The sequence below is a fragment of the Mucilaginibacter lacusdianchii genome (genome assembly GCF_009770985.1).
Lineage (GTDB): Bacteria > Bacteroidota > Bacteroidia > Sphingobacteriales > Sphingobacteriaceae > Mucilaginibacter > Mucilaginibacter lacusdianchii.
Map to the genome: position 1 here is coordinate 696,084 of NZ_WSRW01000002.1, position 20,019 is coordinate 716,102.

At 42.5% G+C, this 20,019-nt stretch carries 15 protein-coding genes; 7 read left to right on the top strand and 8 right to left on the bottom strand.

The window, feature by feature from the left end:
* Positions 1–91 precede the first annotated feature (91 nt).
* The 3 genes from GPM24_RS10080 to GPM24_RS10090 form a co-directional block, all read right to left on the bottom strand.
* Positions 92–1,180: a phosphatidylinositol-specific phospholipase C1-like protein gene (locus GPM24_RS10080; RefSeq protein ID WP_158826632.1), complete on the bottom strand. Its 1,089-nt coding sequence runs from the start codon at positions 1,178–1,180 to the stop codon at positions 92–94.
* A gap of 71 nt (positions 1,181–1,251) precedes the next feature.
* On the bottom strand, positions 1,252–2,844 hold the full coding sequence (locus tag GPM24_RS10085; RefSeq protein WP_158826633.1) for a RagB/SusD family nutrient uptake outer membrane protein: 1,593 nt from the start codon (positions 2,842–2,844) through the stop codon (positions 1,252–1,254).
* 23 nt (positions 2,845–2,867) lie between these two features.
* The gene (locus GPM24_RS10090; RefSeq protein WP_158826634.1) at positions 2,868–5,882 is read right to left on the bottom strand and encodes a SusC/RagA family TonB-linked outer membrane protein; all 3,015 of its coding nucleotides are present in this window, start codon (positions 5,880–5,882) and stop codon (positions 2,868–2,870) included.
* Positions 5,883–6,218: 336 nt separating this feature from the next.
* On the opposite strand from GPM24_RS10090, the gene GPM24_RS10095 reads away from it, so the two are divergent.
* Both GPM24_RS10095 and GPM24_RS10100 read left to right on the top strand, forming a co-directional pair.
* Positions 6,219–6,959 (top strand): SDR family oxidoreductase, encoded by a 741-nt coding sequence (locus tag GPM24_RS10095; RefSeq protein WP_158826635.1) that lies wholly within the window; start codon positions 6,219–6,221, stop codon positions 6,957–6,959.
* 37 nt (positions 6,960–6,996) lie between these two features.
* Positions 6,997–7,920: a helix-turn-helix domain-containing protein gene (locus GPM24_RS10100; RefSeq protein WP_158826636.1), complete on the top strand. Its 924-nt coding sequence runs from the start codon at positions 6,997–6,999 to the stop codon at positions 7,918–7,920.
* Between the two features lie 23 nt (positions 7,921–7,943).
* On the opposite strand, the gene GPM24_RS10105 is transcribed toward GPM24_RS10100, so the two are convergent.
* Genes GPM24_RS10105 through GPM24_RS10115 form a run of 3 tightly spaced genes read right to left on the bottom strand, consistent with a single transcriptional unit; the run spans position 7,944 to position 9,254 of the window.
* Complete coding sequence (locus tag GPM24_RS10105) at positions 7,944–8,519, bottom strand: Crp/Fnr family transcriptional regulator (RefSeq protein ID WP_158826637.1); 576 nt, start codon at positions 8,517–8,519, stop codon at positions 7,944–7,946.
* Between the two features lie 17 nt (positions 8,520–8,536).
* A complete protein-coding gene (locus GPM24_RS10110; protein ID WP_158826638.1) occupies positions 8,537–8,887 on the bottom strand; it encodes a DUF1330 domain-containing protein in 351 nt (116 codons plus the stop codon).
* 10 nt (positions 8,888–8,897) lie between these two features.
* Complete coding sequence (locus tag GPM24_RS10115; RefSeq protein ID WP_158826639.1) at positions 8,898–9,254, bottom strand: nuclear transport factor 2 family protein; 357 nt, start codon at positions 9,252–9,254, stop codon at positions 8,898–8,900.
* A 173-nt stretch (positions 9,255–9,427) separates the two neighbouring features.
* Between GPM24_RS10115 and GPM24_RS10120 the strand changes: the two genes are divergently transcribed.
* Positions 9,428–9,775 carry a nuclear transport factor 2 family protein gene (locus GPM24_RS10120; protein WP_158826640.1) on the top strand — a complete coding sequence of 116 codons (348 nt, stop codon included), beginning with the start codon at positions 9,428–9,430 and terminating at the stop codon, positions 9,773–9,775.
* Between the two features lie 153 nt (positions 9,776–9,928).
* Here the strand turns inward: GPM24_RS10120 and GPM24_RS10125 are convergent, their stop codons facing one another.
* On the bottom strand, positions 9,929–10,975 hold the full coding sequence (locus GPM24_RS10125) for an NADP-dependent oxidoreductase (protein ID WP_158826641.1): 1,047 nt from the start codon (positions 10,973–10,975) through the stop codon (positions 9,929–9,931).
* A 162-nt stretch (positions 10,976–11,137) separates the two neighbouring features.
* On the opposite strand from GPM24_RS10125, the gene GPM24_RS10130 reads away from it, so the two are divergent.
* Together GPM24_RS10130 and GPM24_RS10135 are read left to right on the top strand one after the other, a co-directional pair.
* On the top strand, positions 11,138–11,539 hold the full coding sequence (locus tag GPM24_RS10130; RefSeq protein ID WP_158826642.1) for a winged helix-turn-helix transcriptional regulator: 402 nt from the start codon (positions 11,138–11,140) through the stop codon (positions 11,537–11,539).
* A 337-nt stretch (positions 11,540–11,876) separates the two neighbouring features.
* Positions 11,877–14,018, top strand: coding sequence for a GH92 family glycosyl hydrolase (locus GPM24_RS10135; RefSeq protein ID WP_158826643.1), 2,142 nt, complete (start codon positions 11,877–11,879; stop codon positions 14,016–14,018).
* A gap of 107 nt (positions 14,019–14,125) precedes the next feature.
* On the opposite strand, the gene GPM24_RS10140 is transcribed toward GPM24_RS10135, so the two are convergent.
* Positions 14,126–17,317, bottom strand: a complete 3,192-nt coding sequence (locus GPM24_RS10140; RefSeq protein ID WP_199269721.1) for a glycoside hydrolase family 2 TIM barrel-domain containing protein — start codon at positions 17,315–17,317, stop codon at positions 14,126–14,128.
* Positions 17,318–17,530: 213 nt separating this feature from the next.
* On the opposite strand from GPM24_RS10140, the gene GPM24_RS10145 reads away from it, so the two are divergent.
* Complete coding sequence (locus tag GPM24_RS10145) at positions 17,531–18,904, top strand: hypothetical protein (RefSeq protein ID WP_158826644.1); 1,374 nt, start codon at positions 17,531–17,533, stop codon at positions 18,902–18,904.
* 303 nt (positions 18,905–19,207) lie between these two features.
* Complete coding sequence (xth, locus tag GPM24_RS10150) at positions 19,208–19,984, top strand: exodeoxyribonuclease III (protein WP_158826645.1); 777 nt, start codon at positions 19,208–19,210, stop codon at positions 19,982–19,984.
* Positions 19,985–20,019 lie beyond the last annotated feature (35 nt).

Sequence of the window (20,019 nt, forward strand, 5' to 3'; positions counted from 1 at the left end):
ATTTAAACACAAACCCACTTCTATCAAATGGTATCAGCACTATTTGATGGAAGTGGGTTTATTTTTCCAGTTATAATTTGTTGGCTTTATTTTACTTGCTTTTTGACGCCGTTGCATCGGATGTAAACAGCGGATTAACTCTGAAGTATTTGCTGTTTCCATCAAATCGCACTACATAATCTGATTTAAAATGAGTGCTTTTGAGGTAATAATCGGTAGTAACTATTTGTGCACCTGAATTAAATGCAGCCTTCATATCCGATTGGTCATTGGCCCTGGCTTGTTGCGTATCTGCGTCTGCCCGTGTACGGATGATGTACCCTTTTTTAACCAGACCGCTAATCTCAGGATCTTTCGGATCGTTCCTGAACATCATTGCGGCCTCGGGCGTTCCCGGTTCTGCATTGGCAAACAGTACACGTCCTTTTAAAGACGGATGCTCCGCTATGTATAAATCCCGCTTGGCATCTTTAGCATCCAGTAAAAAAATAAATTTTCCTTTTGCATTTTTAAGCGTTGGCCAGTTTTGATGCAATACGGCACTCTCCAGCGTTTCATATTTACCTCTTACCATATCTGGCGTAATCAAGTGTTCTTTGCCCAGATCATGTGAAATGGTACTGTCTAATTTGTCAAAAGCACGGGCTGTAAAAACTTCTGGAACGGTAAAGGTTGGGTTTTTAGACTTACCGTCTTTCGGTTCCAAGGTGATAAATATGGGATAATGATCGGGATGAGCTTCGGACCATGCCTTTAAATCGCGCAGGCAGGCTTCAAACGTTAGGTAATGACTGCGAAAGTCTAACTCGGGCACATGCAGCATTTTAAAACCCGGCTTTAGCATAACCCTGGCCGTATCAAATGTTGGTTGATTTTTTGCCCAGTCCAACCCTTTAGGATGGGCGTATTTACCACCCTTATCGTCAATATAAGTATCTAATTCCAGGTTTAGTAACCCCATGTTTAGCTGGTCAATAATAGGAATATGCTCATAATCCAATTTAGCAGCCGATTCCAGATCCTGCTTTTGAAAAACCTTGAACAACGCCGGATCAATAGCCTTTTTATAACTATTATGCGAACCGATAACTTGAATTTTATTTATAGGCAAATTGTCGGGGTCGTTGCTTTTCAGCGTTAGTATTGCACCTACGGCAAGTAAAGCCAGTAAAGTTTTCATAGTTCTTTTAAATTAAACAAGCATCTGCCTTTTTAGTGACAGATGCTATATTTTAAAGTTAATTATTTGAATTAATATCCGGGATTTTGTACCAGATTAGGATTGGTTTTTAACTCGGTAGATGGTATAGGATATAATCTGCGAGTGAGCGCTTTGTTCATAGACAGGTTATCATTTGGTAATGGATATTCTATCTCAAACTGGTCAAAGCGGATCAAGTCATTCCGGCGCCATCCTTCCCAAGACAATTCGCGGGCCCGCTCATCCAACAAGCCTTGTAAGTCAACTGAAGCGGCCAAGTCGGCACCTGCACGTGCGCGTAACTTATTGACCAGCGCAACAGGCGTTTGCATTTCACCGTTTACGCTAGTAACGGCTGCACCTCTTAATTCGGCCTCAGCTTTCATTAAATAAACATCCGCCAAACGCAGTACAGGTATATCATTGCTATTTAAGCGGGTGGACTGTATCATGGTCGGATCGGGATAATATTTGATAGAACGTATCCCCTCTGACTGGCTGGCTATGGTATTTCCCAAGTCCATAGGTTTACCTGGTACCAGTACCAGTTGTGGTGTAATATTAATTTGCGTAGTAGTGCCCGGATAATATACCGGTTGATTGGTAAAGCCACCGTTTCCATCAGGATAATACTGCGGGCCAACCAGCCAGGTTTTAGTCCGAAAATCGTTCGGGATGTTAAATCGGTTATAAAACTCCGGCGTGGTGCTCATGGCAATACTTATACCCACATTAAACCCATAAGCTTGTACCAGGTAATAGAAAAAGCCGAAACGGGTAAACTGGTTTCCGGGTATTTGCTGATCGTAAGGTACAGCAAAAATTGTTTCATTAATCTGCGGACCATTGTTAGGCAAGAAAACATCCCGGTAACGGGTATCCAACGAATAATTTTTATTGTTCTGAACACTGTCTGCCATGGTTACCACATCCTGGTAGCGTGTGGTGCCGGTGTATACACCCGAATTCAGGTACATTTTAGCCAGCAGCGCAAACACCATTCCACGGGTTGGACGCCCATACTGCAATGTATTTGTAGCCGAGTTATTGGTTTTAGCAGGCAACAACGGCAAAACAGCTTTCAATTCAGTTTCTATAAATTCGAACACTTTGGCCCTACTTTGTGTAGCCGGCGGCGTGTTTACCGGAAAATCGGTGATGATGGGTACGTTTCCGTATAAATCCATCGCAAAAAAATAGTACAAAGCACGCATTGCTCTGATTTCGGCAATAGTTGCACTTTTTACAGCATCCGACGATGTAGAAGAATTTACTACCGTAAGCAAGCGATTACAAGTGTTAATACCGCTAAAAGCCCACTGCCATACGCCAATTACATTGGCATGGTCAAATGTCCAAGTATGGTAATGTAACTGGCGGTATTGGCCACCGTCGTCAAAGTTACCATCACGGGCAGGGATAATGGCTTCATCTGTTGATAGCTCTTGCATGCGCCAATAAGGTACACCGTAGCTTGACGACAAATTGGAATACATGGTGCCCAGTAAGGCTGTATAATCGGAGTTGGTTGTTGGAAAGTTAGATTTTACGTATTGCGATTCTACCTTAACATCCAGTTTGGTGCAGGAAAACAAGGCCGTTAAGGCGGCTATACCGGCTACCGTTAAATATAATTTTTTCATAATCTTTAATCTCTAGTGCTTAATTAAAATGAAGCGTTTAGTCCGAAGATGTAAGTACGGGTTTTAGGATAGTAGTTGTTATTGTCAATACCCGGTGTTAAGCCGCCTATGTTAATTTCGGGGTCAATACCTTTGTATTTGGTGATTACAAATAGATTATTGGCCGATACATATAAGCGAATGTTTTTAATGGCAGGCAGCTTTGGCTTAATGTTGTAACCCAAGGTGGCATTATCCAGCCTCAAATAAGAACCGCTTTCCAGAAACCGGTCTGATATCAGGTAGGCATTTATATCACTAAACGATTCGCCCAACGTAAAGCGGGGTATGTTTTGAATTTTTGCATCAGCAGGGTTGTTCAGCGAAGCCAGCGTAGCATTTAAGATTTTGTTACCCAGTACGCCTCTTACCAAAAAGTTCAAATCGAAGTTTTTGTAAATGAAGGTGTTGGTCCATCCGTAAATCAGTTTCGGTTGCGCATTGCCCGCTATAAACTGATCGGTAGTTAGTGGCTGTGTAGCTATAGTGTTACCGGCAGAATTTAAATAAGTACTTACACCAGCAGGATTTTTACCCATATAGTGCCATAAGTAAAATGTGCCCAGCGCCTGCCCAGGCTGTACCACCTGACTAAAGTTGCCAGACTGGCCTTTACCACCTAACTGTGCTGTATAGTACAGCGGCAGGTTAAACGTACCGTTAGAAAGGCTTTCTACCACGTTTTTGTTACGCGATACGTTTACGGAAGTTCGCCATGTAAAACTGCGTCCTTTAACGGCAGTAGCACTAAGCACTACCTCGACACCCGAGTTTTTAATTTTACCGGCGTTGGCGGTAATGGTTGGCGTAAAATACTGTGTGAGTGAAACCGGATACTGGGTATAAATCAAATCCGAAGTTTTTTTGATATAGTAATCTACCGAACCTGTAATTCTATTTTGCAGGATGCCGAAATCCACACCAATATTGGTGGTGGCAGTGCTCTCCCACTTCAAATCGGGATTATCGCTTTGTGCTGCACCAATGGCATTAACAATGTTACCGTTATACAAAAATTTGCTGCCACCCGTTGCCGGTGTACCATAAACCAGCAAAGATGTAAAGGCGTTAAAACCTAAACTGTTACCTGATACACCGTACCCCGCACGCAATTTTAAATCGCTGATGACAGGCACGTTCTTCATAAAATCCTCATTGATTACACGCCATGCGGCCGACACTGCCGGAAATAATCCGTAACGGTTATTGATACCAAATGCCGAAGAACCATCGTCACGTAAAGATCCTTGTAAAAGATATTTATCTTCAAACTGGTACTGTACGCGGCCGTAGTAAGAAATTAACCTCAGAGTAGATATAGGGTTGTTGTCGAAACTGATTTGCGATAAGCTAGACGGGTTAGATAGAAACAGGTTGTTGTAAGTAACATTATCATTTGAAAACCCTTGCGTTTGCACACCAAATCCATCGTTTGTGCGGTTTTGCTGATAAGAATAACCGGCGAGTAATTTCAATGTATGTCTACCAAAAACACGATCGTAATTGAAGTAAGATTCTACAACATCATTGGTGTTTTGATAAGACAAGCGGCGCGCAACACCATTGGCATTCACTGCCAAACCTGATTGGCTGTTGAGATAGCTGTTATAATTATTTTGCTCGCGTTGCTGAGATACGCTTAGGGTAAATTTCAGGCCTTGCAATATATCAACCTGTGCAATACCGTTAATTAAAAACTTGTTGTTGTCAACGTTTATGGTGTTATTATTTAACAGCGACAATGGATTTAATGGGCCGCTTCCGGTGCGGGTGTAATTTTCTTTATAGCTACCATCCGGGTTAAACGGACTTACGGTTGGCAAATAGAATAGCATACCCGACAATACGTTGTTGGTATAAATATCATCTGATTTGCTATGGCTGTTGGTTAAGTTCAAACTCAACTTCAAGCGATCATCAAAAAAACGCTGGTTAATATAACCCCGGTAAATAACCCGTTCTAATGCAGTACGCCTTAAAATACCGTTGTTTTTAAAGTAGTTGACACTGGCGCCATATTCAGAATTTTTTGATGCGCCACCATAAGATAAGTTATGATTTTGTGAATGGCCTGTTCTTTCTACCAAATTTTGCCAGTTGGTATCAGAACCATCATCATCCAGCGGGCTGGCCAGCGGCTTTTGTCCGTTGGTTTGTAAGTATTGACGAAGTTCGGGCGCATTTAGCATGTCAATTTTCCTTGACACCTTGTTTATGGATGCATAACTGCTGTATGACAACCTGTTTTGCCCAAGCTTGGCTCTTTTGGTGGTTACAATGATAACACCGTTGGCTGCTCTTGATCCGTAAATAGCCGTAGATGCGGCGTCTTTCAACACATCTATGCTTTCAATATCGGCAGGTGCTAATAAATCGATAGAAGCACCTGGCACACCATCAATAACATAAAATGGTTCTTGTGCACCATCGCGTATGGTGGATGGACCTCTTAAAACCACGGCAGGACGCTGGTTAGGATCACCACTTTGCGTAACGTTTAACCCCGGCACCTTGCCCTGCAACAACTCGCCGGGCGTAGTTAAAACGCCTTGGTTAAAATCTTCTGACTTAAGTGAAGTAATTGATCCGGTTACATCCTGCTTGTTGGATGTACCATAGCCAATTACTACTACATCTTTCAGCTGCTTTTGGTCGGGTATTAAGCTGACATTAAGGTAAGAACCAGCACCGGCAACTACAGACTTTGTTTGAAATCCGATCATTGCAAATTTCAGGCTATCCGCCGCATCACTTACCCGAACGTTAAACTTTCCGTTAAAATCGGTAGTAGTGCCTTTGCCTGAACTTTTTACCGTGACAACAACGCCTGGCAGCGGCTGGTTCTTTTCATCAGTAACCGTACCGTTTACCGAATGGCCCGGTTGCTGAAATGCAAACGACGACGTAGCCGTGAGCAGGGCAATAATCCACAACAGCAGCAATTTGAAATTGCGGTTCAGGATTGCCACTTTAAAAACAAGTGCGTAAGGTTTTTCCATAAACTAATTTTGCGTTTGATTTAAAACATGAATTGACTTTGAAGAAAAGCAGATGATCAACTCCGCAAAAGAAGCTTCCAAACATTAGCATTTTGTCAATAAAACATTATGATTCTCACCAGGTACTGGCAAGTCATAAAACATTGTGCTGCAGGTAACAATAGATTGATATATTGTTAACAAAAGCCCAATCCACAAAACCTGTTTGCCGTTTCTTCAACTCTTTAAAGGCTGCGATAAGCCCGTTGTAATCCAACTAAAACGGCTACACATTTTGCCATATCGGCTACATTGAAACGAGTGTATTTTATGAATTTTGCTTTCAACATTTTATATATGAAAAACGAAATCAAAGGTAAAGTAGTGGCGATAACCGGCGCCAGCAGTGGCATCGGCAAGGCAACGGCAGAATTGTTAGCTTTTCGTGGCGCCAAAGTTGTTATAGGCGCCCGCCGGATTGACCGGCTTAAAACAATTGCAGACACCATACAGCAAAATGGCGGAAAGGTAACTTATCTGGAGATAGATGTTTCCCGTCGTACAGACGTAGAACAGCTGGTTGCTTTAGCTGTAAAACAATACGGCAAACTGGATGTGATGATTAACAATGCCGGTATTGCCCAGCTGGGCCGGATGGAAGAACTTGACGTAGATGGATGGGAGCAAATGATTGATGTAAACCTGAAAGGAGCGCTTTATGGCATCGCTGCAGCGTTGCCTGAATTCAAAAAGCAAGGCTCGGGCCACATCATCAATATTATTTCTACCGCCGGGATTGCGATTGTACCAACTATGGGCGTTTATGCCGGTACTAAAAATGCAGTACGCACCATCAGCGAAGCATTGCGTCAGGAATCTGAAGGCCGTTGGCGGGTAACCGGTATTTCGCCAGGCTATGTAAAAACCGAGTTTGTGAGTAACATTAAAAATGATTCCATCAGAAATGCAAATCAACAAAGAGCCAATGAAATATCCATTCCGGCCGAAGCAATTGCCCAAGCAGTAGCCTATGCCATTGAGCAACCAGAAACGGTGGATGTTGGCGATATTGTTATCCGACCCTCAATACAAGGTTAAACTAATACCTTTATATTTAATCACTAAAAAACTCACGATGCCAGCGGTGAATAATACATTAGCGTTCAGCAGTATTTCAGATTTGATGCACCGGCTAAGATTGCGTCCGCCTTTACATCCGCTGATTACCTTGGTTGATTATAGCCAGGCGAAGGTTGATCTGCATGATGCAGGCTGTTGGTTTCGGCTAAACTTTTATAAAATTACATTTAAGCACAACTTTAACGGCAGCGTTAAATATGGGCCCGGTTCTTATGATTTTAAAGAAGGCGGCATGGCTTTTCTGGCACCAAATCAGTTGGTGGAGATGACTGCTAATCCCAACGACTATCAGGGTTATGCCTTATACTTTCATCCCGACTTATTAAGCAACCATTCTTTAGCGCAGGGTATCCATCAATACGGGTTCTTTTCGTACAGGGTTTCTGAAGCGTTATTTCTGTCTGACAAAGAAAAGCAGACGATGATAACGCTTTTTCAGGCCATCGCCGCAGAACTCGAAAATAATATCGATCAGTTTAGCGAAGACGTGCTCGTTTCGCAGCTTGAGTTGCTGATGAACCATAGTAACCGGTTTTATAACCGGCAATTCCTGACCCGCAAGAACCATCATCACGACCTGATTGGCCGCATGAACGCATGGCTAAACGAGTATTTTGGCCATACAGACACCGTGATTAACGGCTTGCCATCACCACAGGATATTGCTGCGCATTTAAATGTATCACAACGCTACCTGTCTGACATGCTTAAAGCGCTTACCGGTAACACCACACAACAGCATATACACCTGGCACTAATTGAGAAAGCAAAAACATTACTAAGCCAAACCACTTTGACCACTGCCGAAATTGCTTACCAATTAGGGTTTGAGCATCCCCAGTCGTTTAACAAATTGTTCAAACAGCGAACAAAAGTTTCACCAGCGTTATTTCGGCGCAGCCTAGGGCTTAAAGATTAATCAAGGTGTGTTATCCGGATACGTCACAAATTCTTTTCTTTGCGCATCATGCTTAAAAATGCCGGCGTAATGCCCAGATAGCTGGCTATTTGTTTTTGGGATATACGCTGTTCAAGCCCGGGATAATGCCTGCGGAACTCCTGGTAACGCTGATCGGCTGTTTTAGACAAATTGGACGTTAGGCGCCGCTGAAACATATCAAATCCATTTTGGGTGAGTATGCGAAAAAAACGTTCGAATATGGGAACCTCGGTAAATAATCGTTCAAGAGCAGGTAAGGAAAAATAACATACCTGCGTATCCTCTAATGCCTGTATAGCGTTGGTGGCAGGCTTCACTTTAAAAAAACTTACTATATCGCAGGCCCACCAGTTTTCTGGGTAAAAGCAGAGGTTGTGCTCGTGTCCCTGCTTATCGGTATGATACAAGCGCAGGCACCCCTCGTCAACAAAATAGATATGTCTTTCTATCTCGCCGGGCTTTAACAATATACTGCGTTTTGGAACGGTTTTGCGTTGCAACAAGGCAAGCACTTGCTCCTGTTCGTCAGGTGCAAGTGCTATGTGCATTGCAAAGTTGGATAAAAGCAGCTCAGACATGTAAGCAATTATAGCCTTTAAAATTCAATTTTGCGCGTCATCAGCAACTTCAGCTCGGCAGTGGCAGCCAAACGAAGCGGGTTGGCCATTTGATGATAAACATCACTTTGGGCAATAGTTTTGAATGCCTCTGCGCTTGGATATTCTACCAATACTATTTCGTCCCACTGCTCGCCTTCGTCGGCTACTATGCTAGCTATTACTTCGCTTACCAGTTTCACATTTACGCCCTCAATGCCCAATTGCTCCACCACTTGATTAAATGCCGGGATATACTGCTCAAAGTATATCTTTTTATCTTTGAACTTTATCATATTCAGCATCAACACAGGCCCGTGACCCTGTTCAATATTTGGTAATGTTATCATATTCTCCAGTCTAAAAAAATCCAACAATACGGGTTATACGGTTCTGATCATCAAACTCAAAATAGTCCATGCCTTCCGCCGGATAGCCCTCCGGACGAACGGCCAGCCACCGAAAACGTCCACTTTGATGATGTGTTTGCGGTGCTGCCAATACTTTGAACGTTCTCGGCCCCATCTGATCATATGAACTGATAATCAATTCCGTGATAGCTTCCTGCCCGGTAATGGTGTCTGTTAATGGGTCGGTGTAAGTAGCATCCGGTGCCCAGCATTGGCTGATTATTTTCATGATGGCTTCACGCTCCGTCTCATTCCATGCACTGGTGTAGGTACGGATGGTTTCTTCTATATTCTTGATGTTTTCCATAAAGCAAAGGTCGCGTGGCTTTGCCAGAAAAAAGTTCAAGTAGTTGAAGACTTTAAAATTGGTTGCTCGTAACTATTTTAACCTAATAGGAGCTTCACGATTGCAGAAAACATTTTTTGAATGGAAGCTGCCTACAGAATCAAACCTTTTAGTTTAATAAAGCTTTTGGAGGTATGATGTTAGATAACAAAGCAATACTAGTTCAGGCAAACGCTTTGATTACCAAAGGTAACAATGAAGGGTTTTTGGATTTTTGCACCGACGATATCGTGTGGGAATTTGTAGGCGATCAAACCATAATAGGTAAGGAAGCTATTCGGGAATATATGAAAGCCGCATATGTAGAACCGCCGAAATTTGATGTGGAAAGCTTGATTGCAGAAGGCGAGTTCGTTACAGCCATCGGCAAAATTAGCATGAAAGATGAAAACGGAAAAATGATTGATTACGCCTACTGCGATGTATGGCAATTTAGCGATGGCAAGATGGCGGCCTTAAAAGCTTTTGTAATCAAAATTTAGTGCTAAGGTTTAAAGATATTGAGCGCTGAAGCCGAACAAATTATTGGCTGGCAAACTGGCAATTTCATACTTGGGTTCGCCAGCCAATTCCACAGGAACTATGCGTTTCTTCTATTCTTATTCGCCAAATCCTGAAGATCCATAATTTCTGTTTCAAACAACGGTAAGCACTATTTTGCCCTGTATGTGTCCTTGAGCTGCCCTTTCATGGGCCTTCCTGGCATCCGACAGTGGATAGGTACTGTCTATCACCACACGAATTTTTCCGTCATTAAGCAAATTTGCCAGTTCTGTCAGCTGCGCCCCGCTCGAACGAACCTGCGTTGCCGAAACAGTAACGCCCGCCTTTTCGGCCTCTGCGGCATCCGAAAACCCTAAGGGATACACCGGAAACAAAACACCGCCGCGCTTAAGTGTGCGTAGAAAACGGCCGGTAGTTGGCCCACCAACGGTGTCTAATACTACATCAACGTCACGTACTACATCCTCGGGAGCTGTTTCAGTATAATCGATAACTTCGTTAGCACCCAGTTCATGCAGCAGTTGCTTGTGCTTGCCCGATGCCACTGCAATAACATATGCTCCTTTCAGTTTGGCAATTTGTAAGGCTAAGTGACCTACACCTCCCGCAGCGCCATTTACAAGCACTTTCTTACCTTCTAAAGGCACGGGCTGGTGCTTATTTTGCTGAAGCGGATTAGGCTGGTTGTGTCCAACATCAACCAGGTATTGCCAGGCAGTAAGCAGCGACATGGGTGCTGCAGCCGCTTGTATATGATCTATACCAGCTGGCTTTAGCGCCAGTTCCGATACAGGTACGCTAACATACTCGGCATAGGCCTTGCTTTCGCCCACGCTAAAAAAGCGGACCATTGAGTATACTTCGTCACCAATGGCGAAGCCTTGCACATCATCAGCTATAGCTTCAACAACGCCCGAAATATCCGTGCCCAAAATAATAGGGAAAGGTACTTGTGGCCGCCACTCGGGCGGAAGCGATTTGAACCCGTCGCGCAGATACCAGTCGGGCGGGTTTAATCCCACTGCGTGAACCCGCACTAGTACCTCTCCCGGCCCCAGTTCGGGCCTTGGCGCGTCTTCGTAGCGCAACACCTCGGGGCCACCAAACTCGTGTAACCTAACTGCCTTCATTAACAGTTTTCCATTAACTTGATCATATTCATTTTTAAGCCGTTCCATAATATTTTTTTTGTAAATATTTAACTGCGTAACTACAATTACTTGTAGCATGTAGTGCAATACTAAATTATTTGTATACTTTAGACAAGTATGTACTTTTTAGTATCTTATGCACTAAAAAGTATGTAATATTGATTATCAACGCTTTAAAAATCAACCAAAATGAAAAATGATCAAAAAGTGACTGAAGCTACACAGCTGTGTGCCGTTGATTATGCCTTTAAGCGCATCGGCGGAAAATATAAAGCACGCATTTTATGGTACTTGGATATGAAACGAGTATTGCGTTATGGTGAACTAAGCCGAACCCTGCCCGATATTACCACCAAAATGCTGACCCAAACCCTACGGGAACTGGAAGACGACAAATTGATTATCCGGAAAATGTATCATGAAGTACCACCCAAAGTGGAATATTCGTTGAGCGAAACTGGTAAGGAATTAATTCCTTTTATAGCGCACCTGCATCGCTGGGGGAAAAAACAAATAGAAAAGGAAGCTTTAACAAACCCGGCAAAACAAGATGAACGGACGGCACAGGTTTGCAATAGTGTTTGCGGATAAGCCTGTATATAAACTTATTTGAATAGCTTATTACAACCTAGCATTGTTCTCCTATTTACATGCCAATGATGCCATAACACATGAGTAAAAACTAGGACAGATAGCCTTTTTAAGTAATTAGCTTGCGTTTAATTATTTATATGTTCAAACATACTTACATAACTAAGATATTTAAGTTAACTAAGGGCAATTATCAGTATATTGTGACAATTTGCGTTATCAGTTTGCAGTTTTGTAAAGTTATGTCGGCATATCATTTAAAGGTCAACACCCTATTCTGAGCAAAACTGTATTGGTCAATTAGTACATTAAAACCATCACCTATAAACTTAAAGTCATGTTCAAACACATCCTCATCGGCGTTCTGCTCGCTGCTGCATTTAGCAGGTCTCAGGCGCAAAAACTACCGACAGATTATGTAAACCCACTGTTAGGTACAGCTACCCTAACCGATTCTGCGGATGCAGGATTTAAACCTACGCGTAGAGTATGGGGTGCAGAAGTTTTTCCGGGATCTTCCCTGCCAAATGCCATGGTACAATTAAGCCCCGTTACCAAATTTCATAGCGGATCAGGCTATCAGTATGAGGACAGTTTGATTTACGGCTTCATCCATACCAGTAAAGGCCACTGGAATTTATGTAACGTACCTTTGATGCCGGTTACCGGTAATGTTAATGCCGACGACTATGCATCTGCCTACAGTCACAGCCGGGAAGCAGCCCATCCAGGTTATTACCAGGTTTATCTGGAACGCTATGGCATCAATGCAGAGCTTACCTCAACACTTCGCTGTGGCTTTCATCGATACACTTTTAAACCCAATCAAAGCCAAAAGCTTATTGCAGATTTAGCCATGGCTAATGAAAGGGTAAGAGGTTGGAACATTGTACAAGAGGGTAAAAATGTATTTACCGGCTACCAGCAAACCGGCGAAAAAATTTATTTCTACGCAGTAACCAATCACGATATTAAACAGATTGACTCACTAAAAAAAGACCAGAAGATTGTACCGGTAATTAATTTTGCTGATGGTGCGAAACCATTGGAAATACAAATCGGATTTTCTTACGTGAGTATACAGAATGCAAAAGAAAATCTACAGAAAGAAATGCTGGGGAAATCTTTTACCCAAATACAAAATGAAGCCACTAAAACCTGGAATAGCTTATTATCCAAAGTAAAAATATCCGGCGGTACTGAACGTCAGCGCGGCTTGTTTTACTCTTGCCTGTATCGCTCGTTTTTGTGGCCGGCGCTCAGGAGTGATAACAATGGCCAGTTTACGGATATGACCGGGAAAGTAGTAAACAAAGGGTTTAACTATTACACAGAGCCGTCTTTATGGGATGATTACCGTAACAAATTGATATTGCTGGGGCTGTTGTCGCCCAAAGTAACAGCCGATGTCATTAAATCATTGATAGACAAAGGGGAGAAAAAAGGATTTATGCCGACGTTTTTCCACGGCGACCATGCTGCGGCTTTTGTTGCCGGTTCTTATTTAAGAGGCATTCGGGACTATGACGTAAAAAGTGCCTATAACTTATTAATCAGAAATGCCACTGTTGAGGGAGGAACCAGACCATACATTACCGAGTACGATACCAAGGGCTATATAGCTGAATTAGATGTACCCAACCCGGTAACTACTACCGTTACTAAAGCGGCAGTAACCAAAACGCTTGAATATGCTTATGATGATTATGCCCTTGCTTTGCTGGCCAAGGCATTAAATGACAATAGCAATTACCAAATGCTGATGAAAAGGACCAGCAACTACAAAAACGTATTCGACCCCTCTACTGGCTTTATGAGAGGCCGCTTGGCTAACGGAGATTGGGTAAAGAATTTTAAACCCGATTACCCGTATTTTGAGTACATGTACCGTGAAGCCAATGCCTGGCAGTCTTCGTTTTTTGTACCACATGACGTAAAAGGACTAATTGCATTGTATGGAAGTAACGCAGCCTTCGAGAAAAAGCTGGATTCTCTTTTTTCAGTTCCGTGGAAAGGATACCAAGCCGAAAATTTATCAGGCTTTATTGGCCAGTATTGCCAGGGCAACCAACCCGATCATACTTACCCGTTCCTGTACTACTTTGTGGGCAAACAAGAGAGATCACAGCTGTTTCTGGATAGCATCATGAATCATTTTTACGACATGGGAAAATACAAACTATCCTATGCAGGTATGGATGATGCAGGCGAAATGTCGTCTTGGTATGTGTTTAATGCCATGGGCTTTTATCCCTTCTCTCCTGCCGATCCTAAATACATCGTATCTGTTCCGCTTTTCAATAAGGTTGAACTTACTTTACCCGATGGCAAAAAGTTTACCATACTTAAAAAAGGTTCGGGCAGAAAAATCAGCAGCATTAATTACGGGGAACAAAAAATTTCGGACTATTTTATTCCGGATGCTGAGTTAAAAAAGGGTAAGCAGTTAGCCATTACCACTTCAGGCAAAGGCAATTAACTTTAATAATTCAGGCTGATAATAGGAAAATGTATTATCAGCCTGAATTAAATTAACAACAAAGAAGGCGGCGACCAATCTATATCTTATCGTGCCGTCTTTTATTTTTATTTAGTAACCAACTGAATATCGTAACTGAAATTAGTTGGCTTTGCATAAACTACATAAGGTTCTAGAGGAGACGGGCCGCAGGAATTGGAACCAACACCCAGTGTTTTGTGACTAACGCATAATACAGTGGCTTTGCTTTTCGGCAGATCAATTTTATATTCTACCTTCTCCATTTCTTCGTCGCTGTATGGTAGCGCCGATACCTGTAATAATGATGTATCCTGCTTCACCTTGATACCCGACCCGTTTTTCATTTGTAACTGCGCCCAGCGGATATCTTCGTGATTGCCAGCTTCCATTGGCTTTTCGTAAGGTGTAAGCTGGTTATCTACCGTGCTGGAGAAACGGCCAATATCAAACCCACTCTTCCTATCCGAGTAATTCTCCATCGGGCCACGGCCAAAGTAAGTAAAGCTATCGAGTTGCTTATCCAAAAACATGCGTACACCGATACGTGCCAAAACCACTTTCGGATCGCTGAACGATACCTGATTAGCGGCATGAATCACCCCATCAGCACTGATTGTATAAACCACTTGGTGTTGTATGGTGAAATCCTCTTTTCCGGTTCCTGTTAAACTTACCCGTATCTCTGCTTTATTTGATGATAATTGTTTACCGCTAACACTATTGGTTACCCAGGTAATATTTTTCAGCCCCTTCTTTTCCCAACCCTCATCAGCATACATATCATCGTTACGGTGTGGCGCCCGCCAAAGGTGCAGCATAGGGCCGCCGTTCTCTGTCAGCAGGTTTTTGCCGGCTTGTTCTATCTTTGAAAAGGTACCGGTCTTTTTGTCAAAAGTCAGCTTGAAACTTTCGCCGGTGATTTCAATTTTATTCTGCGCGTCAGACACGGTTAGTTTTCCAGCTGCATCATTTCTTACCAGAGCAGGTTTTGCAATTGGCAGTTCAAACTGCTGTTCAGCTACCTCGTAACCCTTTTTAGCCCAAAGCTGATCGGCAGCTAATGCGAAAGAAACCCGCAAAAAGTATTCGGCTCCTGGTTTAGGGTTTACTGCCAATGGTATCTTAACATCTGCTTCTTTACCTGGTTGTATCTCTCCTACCTGCAAAACACCAGTGGCTACAGACACCCCATCTTCGGTTAGTTCCCATCGTGCAGACAGAGCATTTAAATTAGTGAACTGATAACGATTTTTAACAGTTACTATGCCATTCCGCAAATCCTTTGGCTTGATACTGATCCATTGGTAAGCATGTTTCAATTCAGGGTAATCTGGTTTTAATGAACGATCAGAGAAAACAACCCCCTTGTGAATAAAATAATGATCGTTCGGAAACTCGCCGAAGCCACCGCCAAAAGCTGTTATCGGGTGGTTAGGATCGCGTCGGTTATAAACGCCCTGATCCTGCCATTCCCATATGGCACCGCCCATCAGTGAAGGGTACTTATCAAATAGATCGTTATATACATCAACTGATCCCATAGAGTTGAACATGGCATGTGCATATTCACACATATAAAATGGCTTCGTGTATTTGTCGCTGTTCGCAATTTTTTCAACATCTGCCGGGCTGGTATACATTCGGCTATCTAAATCAGCCGGGTTATCAGCTTTGATGCCAAAACCTTCATAATGTGTTGGTCTTGATGTATCAATTGCTTTAATGGTCTTAACAATAGCCCTGAAATTACTACCACCGCTGCCACACTCATTACCTAATGACCAAATTACTACCGAAGGATGGTTTTTAAAGCTCTCCACATTGGCTACATTACGGTCAATTAGAGCCGCTTTGATACGAGGATCTTCATTAAACTCGTCCCACGCACCATGGCTTTCTATGTTTGCCTCGGCAACCAGATAAATACCGTACTCGTCACATAACTCGTACCACCGCGGATCATCTGAATAATGGCAGGTACGTACGTGGTTACAGTTGGCTTGCTTAATAAGCAGCATATCTTTAACCATCTGGGCTTCTGTTATAGCATGCCCGTCATCCGGCCAGTTCTCATGCCGGTTTACCCCTTTTAGTTTAACAGGCACGCCATTGACCATAAATAGCCGTCCTTTAATCTCAATGCTTCTAAAACCGGTACGTGATGAAAGGGTTTCTATTGTACGATTACCTTTAGTGAGGGTAAGTACTGTTGTATAAAGCTTGGGGGTTTCTGCCGTCCATTTTTCAGGCTTGCTTACCGAAAACGTTAATTTTACCTCAATCTCTTGTCCGGGTTGTAACGCAGGGATAGATTTTTTTGCCGTTGCTCCTTTTACAACCTGGTTGCCGTTGTATAAAGTAGCCGTCAAATCATTGGGCTGCATCACTGTTGATCCATAGTTCTTAACCTTGGCATTTACCTCTACCTGTGCATCGCGGTACTGTTTATCCAAATTAGTTTTAACAAAGTAATCGCGGATGTGTTCCTGCGGACTGCTCCATAAGGTTACATTTCTAAAAATACCGCTTAAGCGCCACATGTCCTGGTCTTCCAGATAACTGCCGGTAGTAAAACGATATACTTCCACAGCAATCATGTTTTTACCAGGTTTTACATAGCTGGTTAAATCAAACTCCGCTGCATTGCGGCTATTTACACTATAGCCAACTTTTTTGCCGTTTACCCAAATGAAAAAGCCGGCATCTACCCCGTCGAACGTGACAAATATCCGTCTGCCATTCCATGCAGCTGGCACGTTAAACTCGCGCCGGTAACTACCTACCGGATTCCTTTCATCATACGCTGTAAATTTTTTGGGTGGGGTACTCATTACCCTTGGAAAATCCTTCTGAAAAATATAATTGTAATTGCTGTAATAGGGCGTACCATATCCCTCAAGCTGCCAGTTCGATGGTACCTTGATATCTTTCCAGCCCGAAACATTATAAGACGTTTTATAAAAATCAACAGGCCGTTGCTGAGGCCATTTAACCCAGTTAAACTTCCACGTACCATTTAAACTCATGGTAAGTGATGAGGCACGCCGGTTTGCTTTTAAGGCTTCAGTTAAGTTACCATAAGGCATTAAAGTGGCATGCGCAGGCTCTTTATGAATTCCCAGCATTTCCGGGTTTTCTATTTCGGCAGGTACCGGTGCGCCTTTCATGGTATCTTGTACAGATGCAAAGATGTCGGCAAAGCTTTTCTCGGCACTAAGGTTGATACCCAGAGCCGCAATAAGAGTAAAAAGTAACTTTTTAGGATAAAGATTTTTCATAGTCAGGTATTGTCGCTTAAACGCTATGACGGTTGAATTTAATTGGCGCAAGATAATTAATCTTTTGATTAACAAACGTCAACATGTTTAATTGAAGGTTATATAACTCATTCTTTCAACCGGTTTGAAATAGGCAGGAGAGAAACCTGCGCTTATCTCCACACGTATAAGTCACCAATAACATACCCTTAAGTAATTTAAATACATTGACTAATGAATAGTACTTTACCTAAAACGCCTGATACGTATCAACAAATGGTACTTTCAGGATTGGATTACGTTCCGGTATCTGCACCTACCCCCAAAGAATCATGGGATTCGTCAGTGCGAACAGTAGCCATAGCACTAGCCGCTAAAGCACCTTATGTAGGCAGCTTAGTAAGCTTTATAATAAAATCTTTCTGGAAAGAAGCTAAAGCGGATGTATGGGCACAGATTAGCAACAATGTTGCCCGAATGATAGATTTAAAACTACTTGAGTTTGAAATTACCCGAGACGGTAGCGAGCTTACCGCTATTAAAAGTGATATGACTTCTTATGTATTGGCAAAAAACGATAGTGAGAAGCGGATTTTACTTTCTATATGCCTAAGCAAGTGTACAGAACTTTATTACAAACTAATCAAATCGCAACACAAGGCGCAACTCATCCCTTTTACTATCGGATTTTCCCAATTGCATTTAGGCCTTTTAAAAGAACGCGTTGATTATGGTGCCGAGTTGTTTGGCGAATATGATGAAAATTGGGGTTACGACCTGCAAAGACAAATTGAAAGCTATCGTACCTTTTTCCAAGAAAACATCCCTGACCTATTGAAATGGCGGGCAGACCAAATTATCTATCAAAACACTATTAACGGTATCTTATTTAAAGATACAAAGGTTGCTATTTACGACCAGTTTTTAAACGTATCTTTTAATAAAACCGGCGATTTTGTTGATGGGAAAGAGTATTTGAAAAATGAACTTAACCAAGTAAAAGCTAATTGGATATCGCAATGGACAACAAGCTTTGCTGATGCTTATTCGACCTTCTTTTACACTAATCGGTTATTGCCAGGATCAGCAGATGACGCACCTCAAATTGACCCCAATTTTAAAAAGCTGACCATAGGCCCCTTTTGTCCCGGTAATGATAATGTTTTACCTCCTTTAAAGCCTGCTAACGACAATCAAGCACCAGGAAAAATTAAAGAAGTAATTTATAACTATGGCGATAACCTAGATAGCTTTGTGGTAAACTTTACTGACCATGAGGGTGTTCGTTGCACTAAAATTGGTGGTAGTAAGTCAAAGCAAATTTCGATTGATCCAAATAAAAAGATAGCAACTATACGGTTTTATTACACACCGTCTTTCTACAAATCACCGCTTCGGTCAATCAACTTTGTTTATGATGATGTCACCGAAACAGAAACCGCAATGTCAGAAAAAAGCAGCAATCTTAAGTTTTATGAAGTTAAGATTCCTGCCGACTATACCGTTACCAATATTAAATCGGTCAGAGATAGTAATTCTTCAACGGCAGACTTTTTTTACTGGTTTTGGGTTGATATTGAATTTCATCCTTTTGATGGTTCAAAATAAGTAAGACTTATTTTGAATTTTCATAAATGAAAGCGCGCCGATATCAATCGGCCGCTTCATCTCCCCTCGCAAATCTATTTATTTCAATTACAACTCAAATATATTTCGAGAAGACGTTTAGAAATTTACAGGCCATCTAAAAAGTCTACTTATTGTATTCAGCAAAAGTTCTTCCACAACGTCATTTAGCCTTAATCCGTCTATTTAGCTGAACTTCCTAATTAAATAGGGTGTGTTAAATTTGCAGGGTAATAAGAATTGCACTATTTGTATACTTTTACGTTTTACTTGTAATCAATTTTAATGAAAATAGCTACCTATAACGTAAACGGTGTAAACGGACGGCTGCCTGTTCTGCTGCGTTGGCTGGAAGAAACAACTCCAGATGTGGTGTGCCTGCAAGAACTCAAAGCCCCGCAGGAAAAGTTTCCTATAGAAGCCATACAGGCCGCAGGTTACCAAGCCATTTGGCACGGTCAAAAAAGCTGGAATGGGGTAGCTATACTTTCGCGCAATGAGGATATTCAGGAATTGAGGCGCGGCCTGCCAGGAGACGAAGAGGATAGTCAAAGCCGCTATTTGGAAGCCTATGTTAACGGCATTGTTATTGGCTGCCTGTACTTGCCCAACGGCAACCCTGCTCCCGGTCCCAAGTTTGATTATAAACTTCGCTGGTTTGAGCGGTTGCAAAACCATGCGGCCGGACTGCTTGCACGCGATGTGCCGGTGCTGCTTACCGGCGACTTTAACGTTATGCCAACAGATCTGGATGTGTATAAGCCTGAGCGCTGGTTGGATGATGCGCTGTTCCGCCCGGAAGTACGTTCTGCTTTTAAGTCGCTGCTTGATCAGGGATGGACAGACGCCCTCAGAAAGCTTTACCCAGACGATACAATTTATACCTTTTGGGACTACTTCCGCAATGCATATGGCCGTAATGCAGGTTTGCGGATTGATCACTTTTTACTGAGTTCCCACCTAAACAGCCGGCTCAAAAACGCCGGAGTAGACAAAAATGTACGTGGCTGGGAGAAAACCAGCGATCATGCACCGGTATGGATTGAGCTGGCTAAAGGATAGGCTACGCCTACAGGGTTATTGATATCACAGAACAA

Excerpts from the sequence above, each read along its gene's own strand:
- GPM24_RS10080 (WP_158826632.1), bottom strand. The coding sequence starts at position 1,180 with ATGAAAACTTTACTGGCTTTACTTGCCGTAGGTGCAATACTAACGCTG.
- GPM24_RS10120 (WP_158826640.1), top strand. The coding sequence starts at position 9,428 with ATGATGTTAGATAACAAAGCAATACTAGTTCAGGCAAACGCTTTGATT.
- GPM24_RS10140 (WP_199269721.1), bottom strand. The coding sequence starts at position 17,317 with ATGAAAAATCTTTATCCTAAAAAGTTACTTTTTACTCTTATTGCGGCT.
- GPM24_RS10125 (WP_158826641.1), bottom strand. The coding sequence starts at position 10,975 with ATGGAACGGCTTAAAAATGAATATGATCAAGTTAATGGAAAACTGTTA.
- GPM24_RS10110 (WP_158826638.1), bottom strand. The coding sequence starts at position 8,887 with ATGATAACATTACCAAATATTGAACAGGGTCACGGGCCTGTGTTGATG.
- GPM24_RS10145 (WP_158826644.1), top strand. The coding sequence starts at position 17,531 with ATGAATAGTACTTTACCTAAAACGCCTGATACGTATCAACAAATGGTA.
- GPM24_RS10090 (WP_158826634.1), bottom strand. The coding sequence starts at position 5,882 with ATGGAAAAACCTTACGCACTTGTTTTTAAAGTGGCAATCCTGAACCGC.
- GPM24_RS10115 (WP_158826639.1), bottom strand. The coding sequence starts at position 9,254 with ATGGAAAACATCAAGAATATAGAAGAAACCATCCGTACCTACACCAGT.
- GPM24_RS10130 (WP_158826642.1), top strand. The coding sequence starts at position 11,138 with ATGAAAAATGATCAAAAAGTGACTGAAGCTACACAGCTGTGTGCCGTT.
- GPM24_RS10085 (WP_158826633.1), bottom strand. The coding sequence starts at position 2,844 with ATGAAAAAATTATATTTAACGGTAGCCGGTATAGCCGCCTTAACGGCC.
- GPM24_RS10135 (WP_158826643.1), top strand. The coding sequence starts at position 11,877 with ATGTTCAAACACATCCTCATCGGCGTTCTGCTCGCTGCTGCATTTAGC.
- GPM24_RS10105 (WP_158826637.1), bottom strand. The coding sequence starts at position 8,519 with ATGTCTGAGCTGCTTTTATCCAACTTTGCAATGCACATAGCACTTGCA.
- xth (WP_158826645.1), top strand. The coding sequence starts at position 19,208 with ATGAAAATAGCTACCTATAACGTAAACGGTGTAAACGGACGGCTGCCT.
- GPM24_RS10095 (WP_158826635.1), top strand. The coding sequence starts at position 6,219 with ATGAAAAACGAAATCAAAGGTAAAGTAGTGGCGATAACCGGCGCCAGC.
- GPM24_RS10100 (WP_158826636.1), top strand. The coding sequence starts at position 6,997 with ATGCCAGCGGTGAATAATACATTAGCGTTCAGCAGTATTTCAGATTTG.